The organism is Rhizobiaceae bacterium, from assembly GCA_023953845.1.
Lineage (GTDB): Bacteria > Pseudomonadota > Alphaproteobacteria > Rhizobiales > Rhizobiaceae > Arvimicrobium.
Genome location: JAMLJC010000001.1, coordinates 621,379 through 637,922, shown reverse-complemented (window position 1 = coordinate 637,922; position 16,544 = coordinate 621,379). Strand labels below are relative to the sequence as shown.

The following is a 16,544-nucleotide window of genomic DNA, read 5'->3' as shown; positions in this document are numbered from 1 at the left end:
ACTCCCGTGAATCCGATCGATGTCGCATGGGATTACATCGTGGTCGGCGCCGGCTCGGCCGGCTGCGTCATCGCAAACCGGCTGTCCGCCGATCCCGGGGTGAAGGTACTGCTGATCGAGGCGGGCGGCTCCGACAAATCGGTGTTCATCCAGATGCCCGCCGCGACCTATGTGAAGGGCATCGGCAATCCCCGCTTCGACTGGATGTACCCGGTCGAAGCCGATCCGTCGCTGAACGGCCGCACCAACATCTGGCCGCGCGGCAAGGTGATGGGCGGCACCAGCTCCATAAACGGCATGCTCTATGTCCGCGGCTTTCCGCAGGATTTCGACGCCTGGGAAGCGCTTGGCAATCGTGGCTGGGGATGGGCCGACGTTCTGCCGCTGTTCAGGCGGCAGGAGGACAACCAGCGCGGCGCTTCCGCCCTGCATGGCGCCGGCGGCCCGCTTTCCGTGTCGGACATTCCCGACCCGCATCCCCTTGCCCGACGCTTCATCGCTGCCGCCGGCGAGCGCGGCTATCCCCATGTCGACGACGTCAACGGCCTCGGCGTCGAGGGGTTCGGCTTCGTGCAGGCGACCCAACGGAAAGGCTGGCGGTGCAGTTCCGCGTGCGCCTTCATCGATCCGGTCCGCAAGCGGCCGAACCTCCATGTCATGACCAGGACGACGGTCCGGCGCGTGCTGTTCGACGGCACCTCCGCCACGGGTGTGGAGATCATGCGCGGCGGCACGGTATCCCGCGTCAAGGCCGCACGCGAAATCATCCTGTCATGCGGCGCGATCGCCTCGCCGCAGCTTCTGATGCTGTCGGGCATCGGCGAGGCGGCGAAGCTCAAGGCACATGGCGTCGCCATGGTCGCCGACCGGGACCAGGTCGGACAGAACCTTCAGGATCATCCGGGTCTCGGCATGACGTGGGAGGTGTCCATTCCGACCTTCAACGACGAGATGCAACTCTGGAAGCAGATGGTGCACGGCGCCAACTGGCTGTTCCGCGGCAAGGGTGTGGGCACCACGCCGGACGCGCATGTCGTCGGCTTCATCAAATCGCGCGCCTCGGAAGCGCTTCCCGATATCCAGATCCACGTCACGCCGGCGGGCTATCTCGTGGCGGGCGAGGGCGAGCTCATCCTCAGGGAAAGCTCCTTCACCATGATCGCCAGCCTGTGCCGTCCGAGGAGTCGCGGCGAGATCGCGTTGAAGAATGGCGATCCGGCGCAGCCGCCCGCTATCCGTCACAGGCTGTTCGGCAATGAGGACGATCTCGAGCGGCTGTCGCGCGGCGTCCGCGCCGCACGCGCCATCGTCGGTACGCATCCGCTCGCGGATGTCGTGAAACGGCCGATCGAGCCGTCGTGGAAGGACATCGCCGACGATGAGATGAAATCGTATCTTCGGGCGACCGCCACGACCATCTACCATCCGAGCGGCACATGCCGCATGGGTGCCGACGATGCGGCCGTCGTCACGCCCGAACTGAAGGTCAACGGCGTGCGCAATCTGCGCGTCGCCGACGCCTCGATCATGCCCAACGTGACCTCCGGCAACCTCAACGCACCGTGCATGATGATCGGCGAGAAGGCTTCCGAACTGATACTGAAGGAAGCCGGGGCGCACGCTTGATGCGCATCGAGCAAGCGTCGATCACCCCGGCTTAGAGATCCACCATCAAGGCAGACGAATATGAGCGACGCAGGCAGCAGACCCCCAAAAAAATACCGGTCTCAGGAGTGGTTTGACAATCCTGACAATCCGGGGATGACGGCGCTTTATCTTGAGCGTTATCTGAACTTCGGCCTGACGCGTGAGGAGTTGCAGTCTGGCAAGCCGATCGTCGGCATTGCGCAGACGGGGTCGGACCTGTCGCCCTGCAACCGGCACCACATCGAGCTGGCCAAACGCATCCGCTCCGGCATCGAGGCGGCGGGCGGCATCCCGATGGAGTTCCCGGTCCATCCGATCCAGGAGACGGGCAAGCGGCCGACGGCGACGCTCGACCGCAACCTGGCCTATCTGGGACTGGTGGAGCTGCTCTACGGCTATCCGCTGGACGGGGTGGTGCTGACCATCGGCTGCGACAAGACCACGCCGGCGCTGTTGATGGCGGCGGCCACGGTCAACCTGCCGGCCATCGCCTTCTCGGTCGGGCCGATGCTGAACGGCTGGCACCGGGGCGAGCGGACGGGCTCCGGCACCATCGCCTGGAAGGCGCGGGAGCTGCATGCCGCCGGCAAGATCGACTACAACGAGTTCATGGAGCTTGTCGCCTCGTCGGCGCCGTCGGTCGGCTATTGCAACACGATGGGCACGGCGACGACGATGAACAGCCTTGCCGAGGCGCTCGGCATGCAGCTTCCCGGCTCGGCGGCGATCCCCGCGCCCTATCGCGAGCGCGGCCAGATGGCCTATGCGACGGGCAAGCGCATCGTCGACATGGTCAGGGAGGATCTGAAGCCCTCCGACATCATGACGCGAAAGGCCTTCGAGAACGCCATCGTCATCAACTCGGCCATTGGCGGCTCGACCAATGCGCCGATCCATCTCAACGCCATTGCGCGCCATCTCGGCGTCCAGCTCGACAATGACGACTGGCAGAAGGTCGGCCACGAGATCCCGCTGCTGGTGAACCTGCAGCCGGCCGGCGAGTATCTGGGCGAGGACTACCATCATGCCGGCGGCGTGCCGGCGGTGGCGATGGAGCTGATGAAGGCCAACCTGCTGCCGCACCCGGACGCGCTGACGGTCAACGGCAAGTCGATCGGCGACAACTGCAAGGGCGTCGAGAACCTCGACACCCGTGTGATCATGACGGTGGCCGAGCCGATGAAGCGGGCGGCCGGCTTCATCAACCTCAAGGGCAACCTGTTCGACAGCGCCATCATGAAGACCAGCGTGATCTCGCCTGAGTTCCGCGACCGCTACCTGTCCAACCCGGACGATCCGGAAGCCTTCGAGGGCAGGGCGATGGTGTTCGACGGGCCGGAGGACTATCACAGGCGCATCGACGACCCGTCGCTGGGCATCGACGAGTTCACGGTGCTGTTCATGCGCGGCACCGGTCCGATCGGCTATCCGGGTGGCGCGGAGGTGGTGAACATGCAGCCGCCGGACTATCTGATCAGGAAGGGCGTGCTGTCCTTGCCCTGCATCGGCGACGGGCGGCAGTCGGGCACGTCGGGCTCGCCGTCGATCCTCAACGCCGCGCCGGAGGCGGCCATCGGCGGCGGACTGGCCCTGCTCAAGTCCGGCGACCGGGTGCGCATCGATCTGAGGAAGGGCACGGCCGACATCCTGATCCCGGAGGCGGATCTGGAGGAGCGGCGCAAGGCGCTCGCGGCCGCCGGCGGCTACCAGTATCCGAAGAGCCAGACGCCGTGGCAGGAGATCCAGCGCTCCATGGTCGACCAGTTCGACGAGGGCATGGTGCTCAAGCCGGCCATCAAGTATCGCGACGTCGCCCACACAAGCGGCGTGCCACGCGATAATCATTGACGGCCGCGCGACAAGCGCCGTCGCTTACCTCGCGATCAGCGCCGCCGCCCGGTGCCCGATCATCATGCAGGTCGGCGCTATGTTGACGCTGACCATCGTCGGCATGACGGAGGCGTCGGCGACGCGAAGGCCGGGCGCGCCGATGACGCGGAGTTCGGGATCGACGACGGAACGTGGGTCCGCCGGATCGCCCATGCGGCACGTACCGGCGGGATGATAGCCGGTCGTCGCGGTTTCGCGGATAAAATCCTCGATCCCGGCATCGCTGGCGCAGGAGGCGCCGGGAGCGAGTTCGGCGCCGATCCATCCCTTCATCGCTGCCGTCGCGAAGAGCCGCCGCGCCGCACGGACACCGCCGATCATGATGCGCATGTCATAGCCGTCCGGATCGCTGAAATAGGCGGGATCGACGCTGAGATGATGGCGCGGATCGGGCGACGCCAGGGTCACGCGGCCTTCGCTCCGCGCGCGGTTGACGGTGAAATAGGCGGTGAAGCCATATGCCGAGGAGGGGTATCCGGCCGGTCCCGTCTGCTGTTCGAAAAGCTCAGGCCCGAGCTGGACCTCGATGTCCGGCCAAGGCGCGCTCTTCTCGATGCGCTCGAACAGAACGCCGGCATAATTCCAGACATCGTCGCGGGCGAGCGCCCGTGTCGCCGCGAAGTTCACGCAGGCGGCCGGATGATCGAGCAGATGCCGTCCCACGGCGGGCAAATTCTGCCTGACGGGAATGCCGAACGCCGCGAGTTCGTCGGCAGGCCCTATGCCGGACAGCATCAGCAGTTTCGGCGTCTCCAACGCCCCGGCGCAAAGAACGACCTCACGTCGCGCATGGATCGCTCCACGATTCGTCGCGACGCCGGAAATCTTGCCGCCATCGTCGAACAGGAGACGTTCGACCGCGGTTTCCGTCAGGACGGCCAGATTCTCTGGCAAGGCGGAGGCCGGGCGCAAGAAGACGACCGACGTCGACTGGCGATAGGAACCGGATTTACTCATCCGGTATTGGCCGATGCCAGCATCGAAAGGCCTGCTGAAATCGATCCGCTGGAAGCCGGCCTCATGCGCGGCGTCGAACAGGACGCGGTGAGAATCCAGATCGGCCGCTTCCGTCTCCACATGGATGCGCGATTCCAGCGCGTTGAAATGAGGCGTAATCGCGTCCGGTCCCCAGCCCTTCGCACCTGCCGCCGCCCAGTCATCGAAATCGCTCTCCGGTGGTCGAAACCAGATGCATGTGTTCTGCGAGGTCGAACCGCCGAGCACGCGGCTGATGGGGTAGCCGAAGCGGCCGTTTCCGCGCAGCGGCGGCACGATCGGTATGCGCGTGCCGAGCGGGCCGGCAGGCACTTCACGATAGCGCCGGAAGTCGAGCACCTCGTCGCGATCCGCGTCGTCGGGACCGATTTCCAGCAGGGCCACGGTCGCGGTGGTCCTTTCGGCAAGCGTTCGCGCCAGCACCGCGCCGGACCCGCCGCCGCCGACGATCACATAGTCGAATTCCTGCCGCTCCATCGTTGGCTTCTTCCGGATCGGTCAGGCGTTGCGCTGGCGGCGTCGACGGGCGAATTCCGCGCGGCGGACATTGTCGAAATCAGTGGGCTGGCCGGTGCTGGCCGTCAGTCCGCCATCGGCGACCAGCGAGGCTCCGGTGACGAAAGAGGCTTGGTCGGAGGCCAGGAACAGGATCGCCTCCGCGAGTTCCTCGGCCCGGCCCATGCGGCCGATGGCGCAGGCTTCGTCATACTGGTCGAAGGCTTCGGGCGGCAGGGTGGCGAGCATGCGCTGCGAAGCCACGGGACCGGGACAGATGGCATTGACGCGGATGCCGTTCAGGCCTTCTTCCCATGCCAGCGACTGGGTGAGGGAGATGATGGCCGACTTGGCGGAATTGTATGCCGCCCAGCCCGGATCGCCGCGCAGACCCGAGATGGAAGCCATGGTGACGATGCTGCCCTTGCCCTGCCGGCGCATCACGGGAATGACTTCCTGGCAGGCGATCAGGGTGCTGCGCACGTTCAGTTGGTAGAGACGGTCCCAGATGCCGAGATCCATGTCGGCAATCAGTCCCGGCGCGCTACCGCCTGCGACGTTGACGAGCACGTCGACGCGGCCTGCGGCATTGGTCGCGGCCTGCAGTGCGGCGCGAAACCGGTTCTCATCCAGAACGTCGGCTTCCAGCGCGGTCACCTGCGCACCTGTCTGCGAAAGCTCTCCCGCCAGCGCCTGTGCTACATCGATCTTGACATCGAGTGCGAAGACTTCCGCGCCTTCTGCCGCGAGTTGCCGCACGCAGGCGGCGCCCATGCCGTCTGCGCCGCCGGATACGATCGCAACCTTGCCCTCGAACCGCTTCATGTTTCGATTCTCCAAGAAAGGACCCTTGGCCACGCGCTGTTATCGGCGCGGCACGTCTCCGGACGATCCGGTGAGCAATGCAGAATATTCCGGATATCGCAACAGGCTTCTAGCATTCGATACGATTGCAAGGCGCCTGGACGTGGATTGACGGACCGGCTGAGCTAGACATCGCTCAAGACTCGGCGAGAAGGATTTCAGCCGCCACACGTCCGAGCGCCCGTGACTTGCGGGGTGTCCAGATTCCCCGCCTGTCATCGCCGTCGCGATAGCGGCCGATCGGCAGTTCAAGCGTGATTGCGGCAGCGCCGAACCGCCTTTCGATGGCGGGCGCGCACATGCCGGCCAGTTGCTCGGCGCGGGGCGGCGTCTCCCATGGGTAGCGGCGGCCGAAGGAGACGTCCGGCGATCGGTCCGCAAGGCCGCGCTCGAAGACTTCGCGCATGGCGACGAGCGCCGGCGGTGTTTCCAGCCATTCTTCGAGCACGTCGAGATAGACGCACGCCATCTCGAAGTCGGTGTGGACGTCGACGAGGAGATCGACGCCGGTCGCTTCCATCGCATCGAGCAGCGTGCGGACCTCAGGGCATTGCGGGGAATCGCTGACGCCCCAATGCCGATTGGGGTCCTGGCCGTCGGAATTGGTCCGCAGATGGCCTGCTTTCATGCCCGCCGGATTGGCGACCGGGACGATGTGGAAACGCTTTCCCGCCGGCAGGCTGCCGCGTTCGAGCAGCGCCGCGACGAACCCGTCGGCAAACCAGATGGCCGGATGCTCGTTGCCGTGCTGGCCGCAGACGATCCAGATCTGGCGCGCGGCAGGATCGGGATCGCCGAGGGCAAGGTGGCAGGCCGCACCGGCTTCCGGCACTGCCATCGTCGATGATCCAAAGGAACTGGCGGCGACGTTCGCCGCGATCCGGGCGAGGCGTGAGAAGGGAAAGGGCGGAAACAGCGCATAGGAAGCGGTTGCTCGGGGCGCCACATGCGAAAAGGAAAGCACCCCGTCTGCATAGCTTGCGGCGACAGGCGTCCATCGCCGGCTGCCATGGCGAGCCCAGACGATGCTTTCGCTCCAGCCGCGCGGATAGCTGCTTGCGACGGCGTTGACGATCCGGATTGGGACGGCTTCCCGGGCGAAGGCGCGGAAGTGAAACCACTGGGCTGACCCGGTGACCGGATCGGGCTCTATCGCCACGTCCAGCGAACGGCCGTCGAAAGAAGCCGCAGGGCGTCCGTTCGGACACCGACGCGCGGCGAGGAAGTACCCGGCGTCATGCTCGATCATGTTTCCACGGCGCTCCCTTCCGCTCGCACGCAATCCTAGCAACCGATCGTCTTTGCTTCGACTGGAAACGTGCCTTTCGGTGATGGCGGGTGGATTTGCCAAGTTCCGGGTCAACAAGAGTTGTCCGTTCGCGTGCGATGTGCCGCTTGAGGAAGAATTGGCTTAACATGCGCGTCCCGGCAGGCGATTTTGCGGGATGCTCGGCGCTCGGCGGCCGATCATCTCACGGAAAACCGGACGGCGTACGATCAAATGTTCCTGCTCGCGAGTATCAGAATGAAAAACGCTATTCCAAATAGTGAGATTGTGCGTTAGCGTTCTCAGACCGGGGAACCGGCGCAGCCGGCATCGTTGGCGCATAATCATGGCCTTCGATGGAACGATGAGAGATCACGTCAAACGGGCGACATCGCGTCGCCAGCTCAAGGGGGTTGCATGTACGGCAAGGACATTCTTCGAATTTCGCGCCGCAAGGTTCTGGCTGGAACGGGAGCAGCGCTCGCGGCAGGGCCGCTCTCTGCCGCCCTGCATGTCCCGAAGAGCTGGGCGCAGGCCAAGACGTTGAGGATCGCCGCGGGCGAAGCCGACGGCGCGACCGGAACCATGGACCCGGCTCTCAGCACCGCCGATCCCGATGCCGCGCGCATCAGTCTGGTCTTCGAGCGGCTGGTGGTGCTGGACGATACGTTCTCCGCGGCGCCGCAGCTCGCGACGTCGTGGGAGACCAACGACAAGGGCGACGAGTGGACCTTCAAGCTGAAGGATGGCGTCAAGTTCCATGACGGCGAGGCTTTCACCGCGAAGCACGTCATCTATACGTTCAAGCGGCTGCTCGATCCGAAGACCGCGTCGCCCGGGGCTTCGTCGATGAGCGCCATCGATCCCGAAGGCATCACGGCGCTGGACGATCTGACCGTCCGCTTCAAGCTCAAGGCGGCGACGGTGGAGTTCCCGGCGCTCATCGCCAACCGCTTCACCTACATCCTGCGCGAAGGCCAGCCGGAATCGGAGCTGCGCACCGCCGGCATCGGCACGGGTCCCTTCAAGGTGAAGCATTTCGTTCCCGGCGAGGACGTCAGCACCTACGTCAAGAACGAGAACTACTGGCGTCCAGGCCTGCCGAAGGTGGACGCCGTCGAGCTGCGCGCCATCCCGGAAGAGTCCGCGCGCCTTGCCGCGATCCAGTCCGGCCAGATCGACCTCGTGTGGGATCTCGGCCGCGCCGGCGTCGAGGATCTCAAGAAGAACGCCGACATCAAGGTGGTGACGACCCGCTCGCCCTTCGTGCTGACGATGAGCTGCTGGGCCGACACGCCGCCTTTCGACGACGTGCGCGTGCGCCAGGCGATGAAGTATGTCGTCGACCGCGAGCAGATGCTGCAGCTCGTGCTGCGGGGCTACGGCAACATCGGCGACGACAATCCGGTGGCGCCGTGGGTGCAGTATGCGCTGCAGGTCGAGACGCGTGCTCGCGATATCGAGAAGGCGAAGGCGCTGCTCGCCGAGGCCGGGCATCCGGACGGCATCGACATCGAACTCTACACGTCCGAGACGACGCCGGGCTTCATCGAGATGGCGACGCTCTATCAGGCCATGGCTTCGGAAGCCGACATCCGCGTCAAGCTGAACAAGGCGCCGTCCAACGACTACTGGAGCGCCGTATGGCTGAAGCAGCCCTTCGTGTGCTCCTCGTGGTCGGGCCGCGGTGCGGACGATGCGCTGGCCGCGCCATATCTCTCGACCTCGGACTGGAACGAGACGCACTGGAAACGCCCCGAGTTCGACGCCTTCATCAACGAGGCGCGCGCAACCACGGATGTCGCCAAGCGCACGGAGCTCTACCAGAAGGCGCAGCAGCTGCTGCGCGACGATGGCGGCGCGATCATTTCCATGTTCCCGGATGCGCTGGGCGCCACGCGCGCCAACGTGTCCGGCTGGAAGCTGCATCCGCAGCAGTCGACGAAAGACTTCTCCGAAGTCGAGATCGGCTGATCCCCGTCGATGTCGCGCATGGTGCTGACACGGATCGGGATGGCTCTCATCAGCCTTCTCGCAGTGTCGGCCATCATCTTCTGGTGCGTGGAATTGCTGCCGGGTGATGCCGCCGAGCGCATCCTCGGCCGCAACGCGACGCCGGAGTCCCTGGCGTTGCTGCGCGAAAAGCTGCATCTCAACCTCTCCGCGGGCGAGCGCTATCTACGCTGGCTCTCGGCACTGCTGTCGGGCGATCTCGGGACGTCCATCGTCGCTGACCGTCCGGTTCTCGACTATATCTCGTCGCGCATCGCCAATACGGCGCTGTTGTCCGGTTTCGCGCTGCTTCTCTATATTCCTGTGTCGATCGCGCTCGGCGTGATCACTGCCATCTATCGCGGCAAGATGATCGACCACGCCATCTCGGCGATCGTCATCGTCTTCATGTGCCTGCCGGAATTCGTCATCGGCATCCTGCTGATCTCGATCTTCGCCATCAAGCTCGCCTGGCTGCCGCCGCTCGCCCTGATCGGGCAGGCGCAGAGTTTCGGGCAGCTGATCCAGCTGATCGCCCTGCCTACCGTCACGATCGTCGCCGCAATGTCGGCCTACGCCGTGCGGATGATGCGGGAGAGCCTGATCGAGGTTCTGGAGTCCAGCTACGTATTGATGGCGCGTCTGAAGGGGCTGCCGACCTGGCGCGTGCTGCTGTTCCATGCGCTGCCAAATGCGCTCGGGCCCGCCATCAACATCACGGCGCTGAACGTCGCCTGGATGATCGGCGGTGTCGTCGTCGTCGAGGCCGTCTTCGAGTTTCCCGGCATCGGCCGGCTCATGGTGGATTCCATCAGCCACAAGGACGTGCCGGTCATCCTGGCCATCAGTATGGTGATGACCGGCGCTTATATCGCGACCAATCTCGTCGCCGACATCCTCGTCATCCTGCTCAATCCGAAGCTGCGGTAAGATGAGCGTTGCGGAAGCCGATGCGGGGGAGGGACGTGCGCGCGCCGGCCGCGCCCGCCTCCGCCTTTCGAGAAGCGGGTGGGTGGGGGCTGCAATCGTCCTCGTCTACGTTCTGGTCGCCCTGACCGGCCCGCTGTGGGCGCCCTACGAGGCGGCGAAGATACTCACCGGCAACCCCTTCGAGGGGGCTTCGCTGCAACATCCCTTCGGCACCGACAATCTCGGCCGCGACGTGTTCAGCCGGGTGGTCATCGGCACGCGTTCCGTGCTGGCCATGACCTTCGCCGCAACGCTGCTGGCCGTGGCCGTTGGCGGTCTCATAGGGGTCGTCCTCGGCTATCTGCGCAACTGGATCGACGAGATCGGAATGCGCATCGTCGACATCTTCATCAGCATACCGACGCTGGTTCTGGCCCTGCTGATCATCAGCGGCGTCGGCAACAGCCTGTGGCTCGTCGTGGTCACGGTCGCCTTCCTGTTCGCGCCGCGCGTTGCGCGCGTGGCGCGGGCCGCCACGCTCAACGTCGTTACCAACGACTACATCGCGGCGGCGTTGGCTCGAGGCGAATCCACGCTCAGCATATGCCTGCGGGAAATACTGCCCAATATCACGGGCGTCATGCTGGTCGAATTCGCCATCCGTTCGGCCTTCGCCATCATCTTCATCGGATCGCTGGGGTTTCTCGGCTTCGGCGCTCCGCCGCCTACGCCCGAATGGGGCTTGATGATCAACGAGGCGCGCGCGAATGCGAACAACTCCCTCTATCCGGTGCTGGCGCCGGCGACGGCGATGGCGGTGCTGGTGATCGGCATCAACCTCCTCGCCGACGGGCTGTCGCGGTTGATCGGCCAGCAGGGTCATGGCGTCGAAGCGGAGGCGAAGTGAGCCAGTCGTCGCAACCCGTGGCCCAGTTGAAGAACCTGTCGGTGGACTATCACTCCGACGGGGGCTGGTTGCGGGCGGTCGACGGCGTGTCGCTCGAGATCGGGCAGGGCGAAGCGCTCGGGCTCGCGGGCGAGTCGGGCAGCGGCAAGACCACAGTCGCCTATACGCTGATGGGCGAGCGTCGGGGTGCGAGCCGCGTCGCCGGCGGCGAGGTGCTTTTCAGGGGGCGCGACGTCTTCGCGCTGACGGATAGGGAATTGCGGTCCATCCGCGGCCGTTCGATCGGGTTCGTGCCGCAGAACCCGATGGCCAGCCTGACCCCGTCCATGAAGGTCGGGGACCAGATTGGCGAGATGCTGCGTTTCCACGTGCAGGCTGTGCCGCAGGGCGTTGGCGCGCGGGTCGCGGAACTGCTCGATTCCGTCGGCATTCCGTCGCCGGCTTCCGCTGCACGCCGCTATCCGCACGAACTGTCGGGCGGCCAGCAACAGCGGGTGACGATCGCCATGGCGCTGGCCTGCCGGCCGGATCTCGTCATCCTCGATGAACCCACGACCGGTCTCGATGTCACGACGCAGAAGCGCATCCTCGAACTGCTTGCCGGCCTGAAGCGCGAGACGGGCGTTTCGATGCTCTATGTGAGCCACGACCTCGCCGCTCTGGCGCAGATCTGCGAGCGCGTCGCGGTGATGCAGAAGGGGCGGCTTGTCGAGAGCGGGACGATCGGCTCGCTGTTCGAGAAACCGTGGCAGGATTACACCCGCCGGCTGATCGCGGCCATTCCGCGGATCGACGTTCCGCCGACCGACCGGGCGGAGCCTGCCGCGCCGGAGCATCCCGCGACCTTATTGGACGTTCGGGATCTCAGCATCACCTATGCAAGGCGCGGCCTGTTCGGCTTCGGATCAGTGCCGACGGACGCGGATTCCGTCAGGGGCGTGAGCTTCAAGGTGGAGCGCGGGACGACTTTCGCGCTGATCGGCGAAAGCGGTAGCGGTAAGTCGAGCATCGCGCGCGCCGTAGCCGGCCTCACCGGGCCGCGCGCGGGCGCGATCCGGTTCGAAGGCGAGCTATTGCCGGCTTTTGCCGGTCAGCGGTCGCTGCAACTGCGCCAGAAGATCCAGATCATCTTTCAGAATCCGGACAGCTCCCTCAATCCGCGAAAGACGGTGCGCAGCATCCTGTCGCGCCCGCTGCGCATGTTCGGCAAGCTCGACGGCCCAGGTCGCGACGCCCGCGTCATCGAGTTGCTGACGGCGGTCCGTCTCGATCCGGCCTATGCGGATCGCCGGCCGCACCAGCTTTCGGGCGGAGAGAGGCAGCGCGTGGCGATCGCCCGTGCGCTCGCCGCCGATCCCGAACTCATCATCTGCGACGAGATCCTGTCGGCGCTCGACGTCTCCGTGCAGGCAAGCATCCTGCGGCTGCTCGAATCGCTCCAGCGCGAACGCGGGCTGACCTATCTGTTCATTTCACACGATCTGGCAGTGGTGCGCTGGTTCGCGAGAGATATTGGCGTGCTCAGCCGGGGCGAGCTCTGCGAAGCCGGCGATACGGAGACGACGCTCAGTGCGCCGTCCAGCGCCTACACGACGCAGTTGCTCGATGCGGTGCCGCGGATCGCCGCTGCTCATCATTCCTCCACACCGCCGGCCTGAACGGAGACCTTGATGCCAGCCAAGAGAAGCGTGCCTTTCGCGCGAACCGAATTCGCGAGCGTCACCGGCGCGCCGCCCTACGCGCGCACCGGCATGCGCTCGCGGTCGGGCCTGAAGCGGACAGCCTTCTATCCGACGATCGGCGCCATCGCGACGGATTTCAAGCTGCACAACACCTATCTCAAGCCGGACTATTTCACCGATCCGGTGGAGGAATACTGGGCCTGCCGGAAGGTCGCCGGCCTCTGGGACGTCACTGGCGAGGAGGTGATCGAGATCACCGGGCCGGATGCGCTGCCGCTTCTCGACAGTCTCGTTCCCCGCGATCTGACCCGCATGAAGGACGGGCAGTGCTACTACGCCATCATGTGCTACGACCATGGCGGCATTGTCGAGGACGCCGTGTTGATCCGCTTCTCGGCCGAAAAGTTCTGGTGGGTCGGGGGACCGGGCGAATCGGAACTCTGGATCTATACCAACGCTGTCGGCAAACGCGTCACCGTCAAGAGCCATCTCGACACGATCCATGTCGCGTCCATCCAGGGCCCGATGTCGCGCGAGATCCTGCAGGAAGTGTGCTCGGCCGATCTGTCGCAGGTGCCGTTCTACTGGTCCGTCGGAGCCGACGTGTGCGGTGTGCCCGTCATCATTTCGCGCACGGGCTACACGGCCGAACTCGGCTACGACATCTATGTGCCGGTCGAGCACGGCGCCAGGATGTTCGCCGATCTCTGGGATCATTCCCGTGCGCACGACGTCAAACTGGCGGGCAGCAAGGCGCTCAACCTCAGGCGCATGGAAGCCTCGATCCTCAATTTCGGTCAGGATTTCGACTGGCAGCACAATCCGGTGCAGATCGGCCTCGGCTGGATGGTGAACGAGACCAAGGGCGACTATCGCGCGAAGGACCTTCTCGTGAATGCCAAAAAGGCCGGGCCGACGACGCAGCTCGCGGGTCTGAAAATCGCAGGCACGGAAGCGCCGGTCGACGGCGACAGGGTATTGATCGATGGCCGCGATGTGGGTTTCATCACCTCGGCGACGTTGTCCCCGCAGTTCGGCCATGCGCTCGCCATCGCCTTCCTCGAAACGCCGTCGGCTGCGCATGGCACGGCGGTTGAGGTCCTTGCCGGCGGGAGCAGGTTTTCCGGCACCGTTTCGCCGATGCCGTTCTTCGATCCGGAGCGGAAGCTGTCCAAGGCATAGGCTGACCGGCTGCCCGATCGCGGGATGCGGTCAGTCGACGGCGACCGCGTTATCGCTGGCGCCGTTCGCCTTGCGTCGCTTCGCCGGCGCTTCGTCGGCGACCGGTCCCGCATTGCCGAAGCCGAGGTCGGCCTCGACACGCCGGCCGGCGCGCAGCACCGCCGCGATGGTTTCATTCACGTCGCGCTGCCGCATCCGTTCTTCCGGACCGGCAACGCCAATGGCGCCGATCACCTCGCCGGACGGGCTGCGTATGGCCGTGGAGAAGCCGAGCACGCCTGCCCGATACTCGCCGGATGTTTCCGAGTAGCCGCGCTGGCGGATCAGTTCGAGCTGCGCGCGCAGCTGGGCCGCGCTTCGCACGGTGTTGTCGGTGAAGCGCTTGAGATTGCTGCTGACGCGCCGGATCGTTTCCTCCGGAAGATAGGCCAGCATTGCCTTGCCGGTGGAGGAGCAGTAGGCGGGTGCGCGGTCGCCGATATTGACGTAGGTGCGCACGGCGTGGATGCCGTCGACCTTGTCGAGGTAAAGCACGCCTTCGCCATCAAAGACCGACAGATGGGTGGTCTCCTCGGTCGCCTCCGCCAGTTCGCGCAGATGGCGGGACGCATAGGATCGCAGGTCGAGGCGTGAATAGACGCGTATCCCGAGTTCCCAGAGGCGCAACGACGCCCTGTAGGTCCGCGCGTCGGGGTTGCGCCGCACATAGCCGCATTCCTCCAGCGTGCGCAGGAGCCGATGGACGTTGCTCTTGCTCATGCCGCATTCGACGGCGAGGTCGGTGAGGGTGCGGTCGCCCGGGCTCGTCGCCAGCGCTTCGAGCACGCGAAGTCCCTTTACGACCGTTGTTTCCATTCCGACGCTCCCGCCCTGGCGTTGCCGATATTTTCAGGTATCGGTCGTGTAAATCGTTTCGATCCACGACAAAGGCTGTAGCGCGGCTGCAAGCAAATTCCAATATTTGAAACGATCTGCGCCATTGCAGCCCACCGATCGTTTGCGTTGTGCACCAGTAGCCGAGCCGTTGCCGCGCTCAGGGGCGGCCTTTGCCAAACCGCTTCAGGACGACACGCGCGGCATTGTAGCCGGGGACGCCGGTAACGCCGCCGCCGGGGTGATTCGACGCGCTGCACAGGAAAAGATCGCGGATCGGCGTGGTGTGATCGGCGAAGCCGGGAACGGGCCGACGGAAGAAGAGCTGGCTCATCGTGAGATCGGCGTGATGCGGGTTGCCGCCCGGCAGGCCGAACTGCGCTTCGTAATCCGCCGAAAGCATGACATGCCTGTAGAGATATTCGCCGGACCACGAAGGCGCGAATTGCCGGATCGTATCGATCGCTCGCGCCGTCACGGCTTCCTTGGTCGCCTCGCCATGATCGGCTTCCGGTCCGGACGGGATATGGCCGCCATAGATCGACAAGAGGTGGCGGCCGGCCGGAACCAGGGTCGAATCGACGACGGAGGGAGTCTGGACGGTAAGATAGGGACGCTTCGAAGGGATGCCCGCTTGCAGGTCGGCGAAGGCCTGTTCCAGATAGGCCACGCTCGGAGCGATCGTTATCTGGGACGGACTGCCCGGACCGAAACCGGAAGCTTCGAAGCCGTCCAGTCGCGGAAGCTCTTCCACGGCGAGATGCACCTTGAAGGCGGTGGCGCGGCCGTCGAAGCTGCGAAGTCTCGTCAGAAACTCTGCCGGCAGCGTGCTTTCCGGGACGAGGCTCAGGAATGTGTGCCGCGCGGACGCGTTGGAGATGACAACATCGCCGTGGATCACCTCGCCGTCCGCAAGGGCGACGCCGCGCGCCCTGCCGTTCTCGACGACGATGGAAGCGACGTCCGAATCCACCCTCGTCTTCATGCCGAACCGGGCGCCGGAGAGCGCGATCGCCTCGCTCACCGTGCCCATGCCGCCGCGTACGAGGCCGGTGCCGCCCGCCGGTGTGTTGTTCTCGCGCATTTGGCCGCGCAGCAGGAAGTATGCCGTGCCCTCGGTGTGGAAACCGACGCTCTGGCCGGAACCGCCTGCCGGATAATAGCCAAGGATCGCCAATGCCGCGTCGGATTCGAACCAGCGGCGAAGATAGTCATAGGCGCTCATCGTCAGCAGGTCGGCCACATCGTGGAAACGGGCGATCATGCCGCGATTGCGCCAGCCGAACCGTGCTATGTCGAGGAGGTTGCGCGGGCTCGTCACGCCGGGGTCGAAGGGGATCTCCCACATCAGGTTTCGGAACACCGGGCCGACCCGCGAGAGATGGGCGAGGTATTCCGGATAGGCGGCGGCGTCCCTGGCCGAAAACCGCGCCAGCTGCGCGGCGAGCCTGTCCGTCTCGCGCCACAGCACCACCGGGCCGGCGCCCTCTATGGGCTGCACGATCGGCGGTGTGGTCAGCACTTCGTAGCCGAATTTCTGCAGCTCCAGATCGAGGATCACGCGCGGCTGGAGCAGGCCCAGCATATGGGCCGCCGTACTCACCTTGTAGCCGGGCCACACTTCCTCCGTCGTGCAGGCGCCACCCACCAATGGACGGCGTTCGACCACGCATACGGTCAGTCCCGCCCTGGCGAGATAAGCGCCGCAGACGAGGCCGTTGTGGCCCGCACCCACGATCACGACATCATATTTCATACCGGGCGTTATGCCTCATCCTGCTGCGCACCCGAGCGTCGCGCGGCTCCCCGTCCATCGCGCCGGTGGGCGGTCGCAAGAGAC

Annotated in this window: 12 protein-coding genes; 7 read left to right on the top strand and 5 right to left on the bottom strand. The window is 65.3% G+C overall.

Annotation, left to right across the window (positions count from 1 at the left end; translation table 11 throughout):
• The first annotated feature begins 6 nt into the window (after positions 1 to 6).
• Both M9955_03145 and M9955_03140 read left to right on the top strand, forming a co-directional pair.
• Positions 7 to 1,626 (top strand): GMC family oxidoreductase N-terminal domain-containing protein, encoded by a 1,620-nt coding sequence (locus tag M9955_03145; protein ID MCO5080638.1) that lies wholly within the window; start codon positions 7 to 9, stop codon positions 1,624 to 1,626.
• Between the two features lie 60 nt (positions 1,627 to 1,686).
• Positions 1,687 to 3,495: a dihydroxy-acid dehydratase family protein gene (locus tag M9955_03140; protein MCO5080637.1), complete on the top strand. Its 1,809-nt coding sequence runs from the start codon at positions 1,687 to 1,689 to the stop codon at positions 3,493 to 3,495.
• A 24-nt stretch (positions 3,496 to 3,519) separates the two neighbouring features.
• On the opposite strand, the gene M9955_03135 is transcribed toward M9955_03140, so the two are convergent.
• The 3 genes from M9955_03135 to M9955_03125 all read right to left on the bottom strand — a co-directional run bounded on the left by M9955_03135 (position 3,520) and on the right by M9955_03125 (position 7,141).
• The gene (locus M9955_03135) at positions 3,520 to 5,010 is read right to left on the bottom strand and encodes a GMC family oxidoreductase N-terminal domain-containing protein (GenBank protein MCO5080636.1); all 1,491 of its coding nucleotides are present in this window, start codon (positions 5,008 to 5,010) and stop codon (positions 3,520 to 3,522) included.
• A 21-nt stretch (positions 5,011 to 5,031) separates the two neighbouring features.
• The gene (locus M9955_03130; protein MCO5080635.1) at positions 5,032 to 5,853 is read right to left on the bottom strand and encodes an SDR family oxidoreductase; all 822 of its coding nucleotides are present in this window, start codon (positions 5,851 to 5,853) and stop codon (positions 5,032 to 5,034) included.
• A gap of 175 nt (positions 5,854 to 6,028) precedes the next feature.
• Entirely contained in the window at positions 6,029 to 7,141 is a 1,113-nt protein-coding gene (locus M9955_03125; protein MCO5080634.1) for a M14-type cytosolic carboxypeptidase, read from the bottom strand.
• 435 nt (positions 7,142 to 7,576) lie between these two features.
• Between M9955_03125 and M9955_03120 the strand changes: the two genes are divergently transcribed.
• The 5 genes from M9955_03120 to M9955_03100 are packed head-to-tail and all read left to right on the top strand — an operon-like array spanning position 7,577 to position 13,831.
• Positions 7,577 to 9,133, top strand: a complete 1,557-nt coding sequence (locus M9955_03120) for an ABC transporter substrate-binding protein (GenBank protein MCO5080633.1) — start codon at positions 7,577 to 7,579, stop codon at positions 9,131 to 9,133.
• Between the two features lie 39 nt (positions 9,134 to 9,172).
• Complete coding sequence (locus M9955_03115) at positions 9,173 to 10,081, top strand: ABC transporter permease (protein MCO5080632.1); 909 nt, start codon at positions 9,173 to 9,175, stop codon at positions 10,079 to 10,081.
• 1 nt (position 10,082) lies between these two features.
• Entirely contained in the window at positions 10,083 to 10,967 is an 885-nt protein-coding gene (locus M9955_03110) for an ABC transporter permease (protein MCO5080631.1), read from the top strand.
• Positions 10,964 to 12,625: an ABC transporter ATP-binding protein gene (locus tag M9955_03105; GenBank protein MCO5080630.1), complete on the top strand. Its 1,662-nt coding sequence runs from the start codon at positions 10,964 to 10,966 to the stop codon at positions 12,623 to 12,625. The genes M9955_03110 and M9955_03105 overlap by 4 nt, the downstream gene beginning before the upstream one ends.
• Positions 12,626 to 12,637: 12 nt before the next feature.
• Positions 12,638 to 13,831, top strand: coding sequence for an aminomethyltransferase family protein (locus M9955_03100; GenBank protein ID MCO5080629.1), 1,194 nt, complete (start codon positions 12,638 to 12,640; stop codon positions 13,829 to 13,831).
• Between the two features lie 30 nt (positions 13,832 to 13,861).
• Here the strand turns inward: M9955_03100 and M9955_03095 are convergent, their stop codons facing one another.
• Positions 13,862 to 14,686, bottom strand: a complete 825-nt coding sequence (locus M9955_03095; protein MCO5080628.1) for an IclR family transcriptional regulator — start codon at positions 14,684 to 14,686, stop codon at positions 13,862 to 13,864.
• A gap of 178 nt (positions 14,687 to 14,864) precedes the next feature.
• Positions 14,865 to 16,460, bottom strand: coding sequence for an NAD(P)/FAD-dependent oxidoreductase (locus tag M9955_03090; GenBank protein ID MCO5080627.1), 1,596 nt, complete (start codon positions 16,458 to 16,460; stop codon positions 14,865 to 14,867).
• Positions 16,461 to 16,544: the final 84 nt, after the last annotated feature.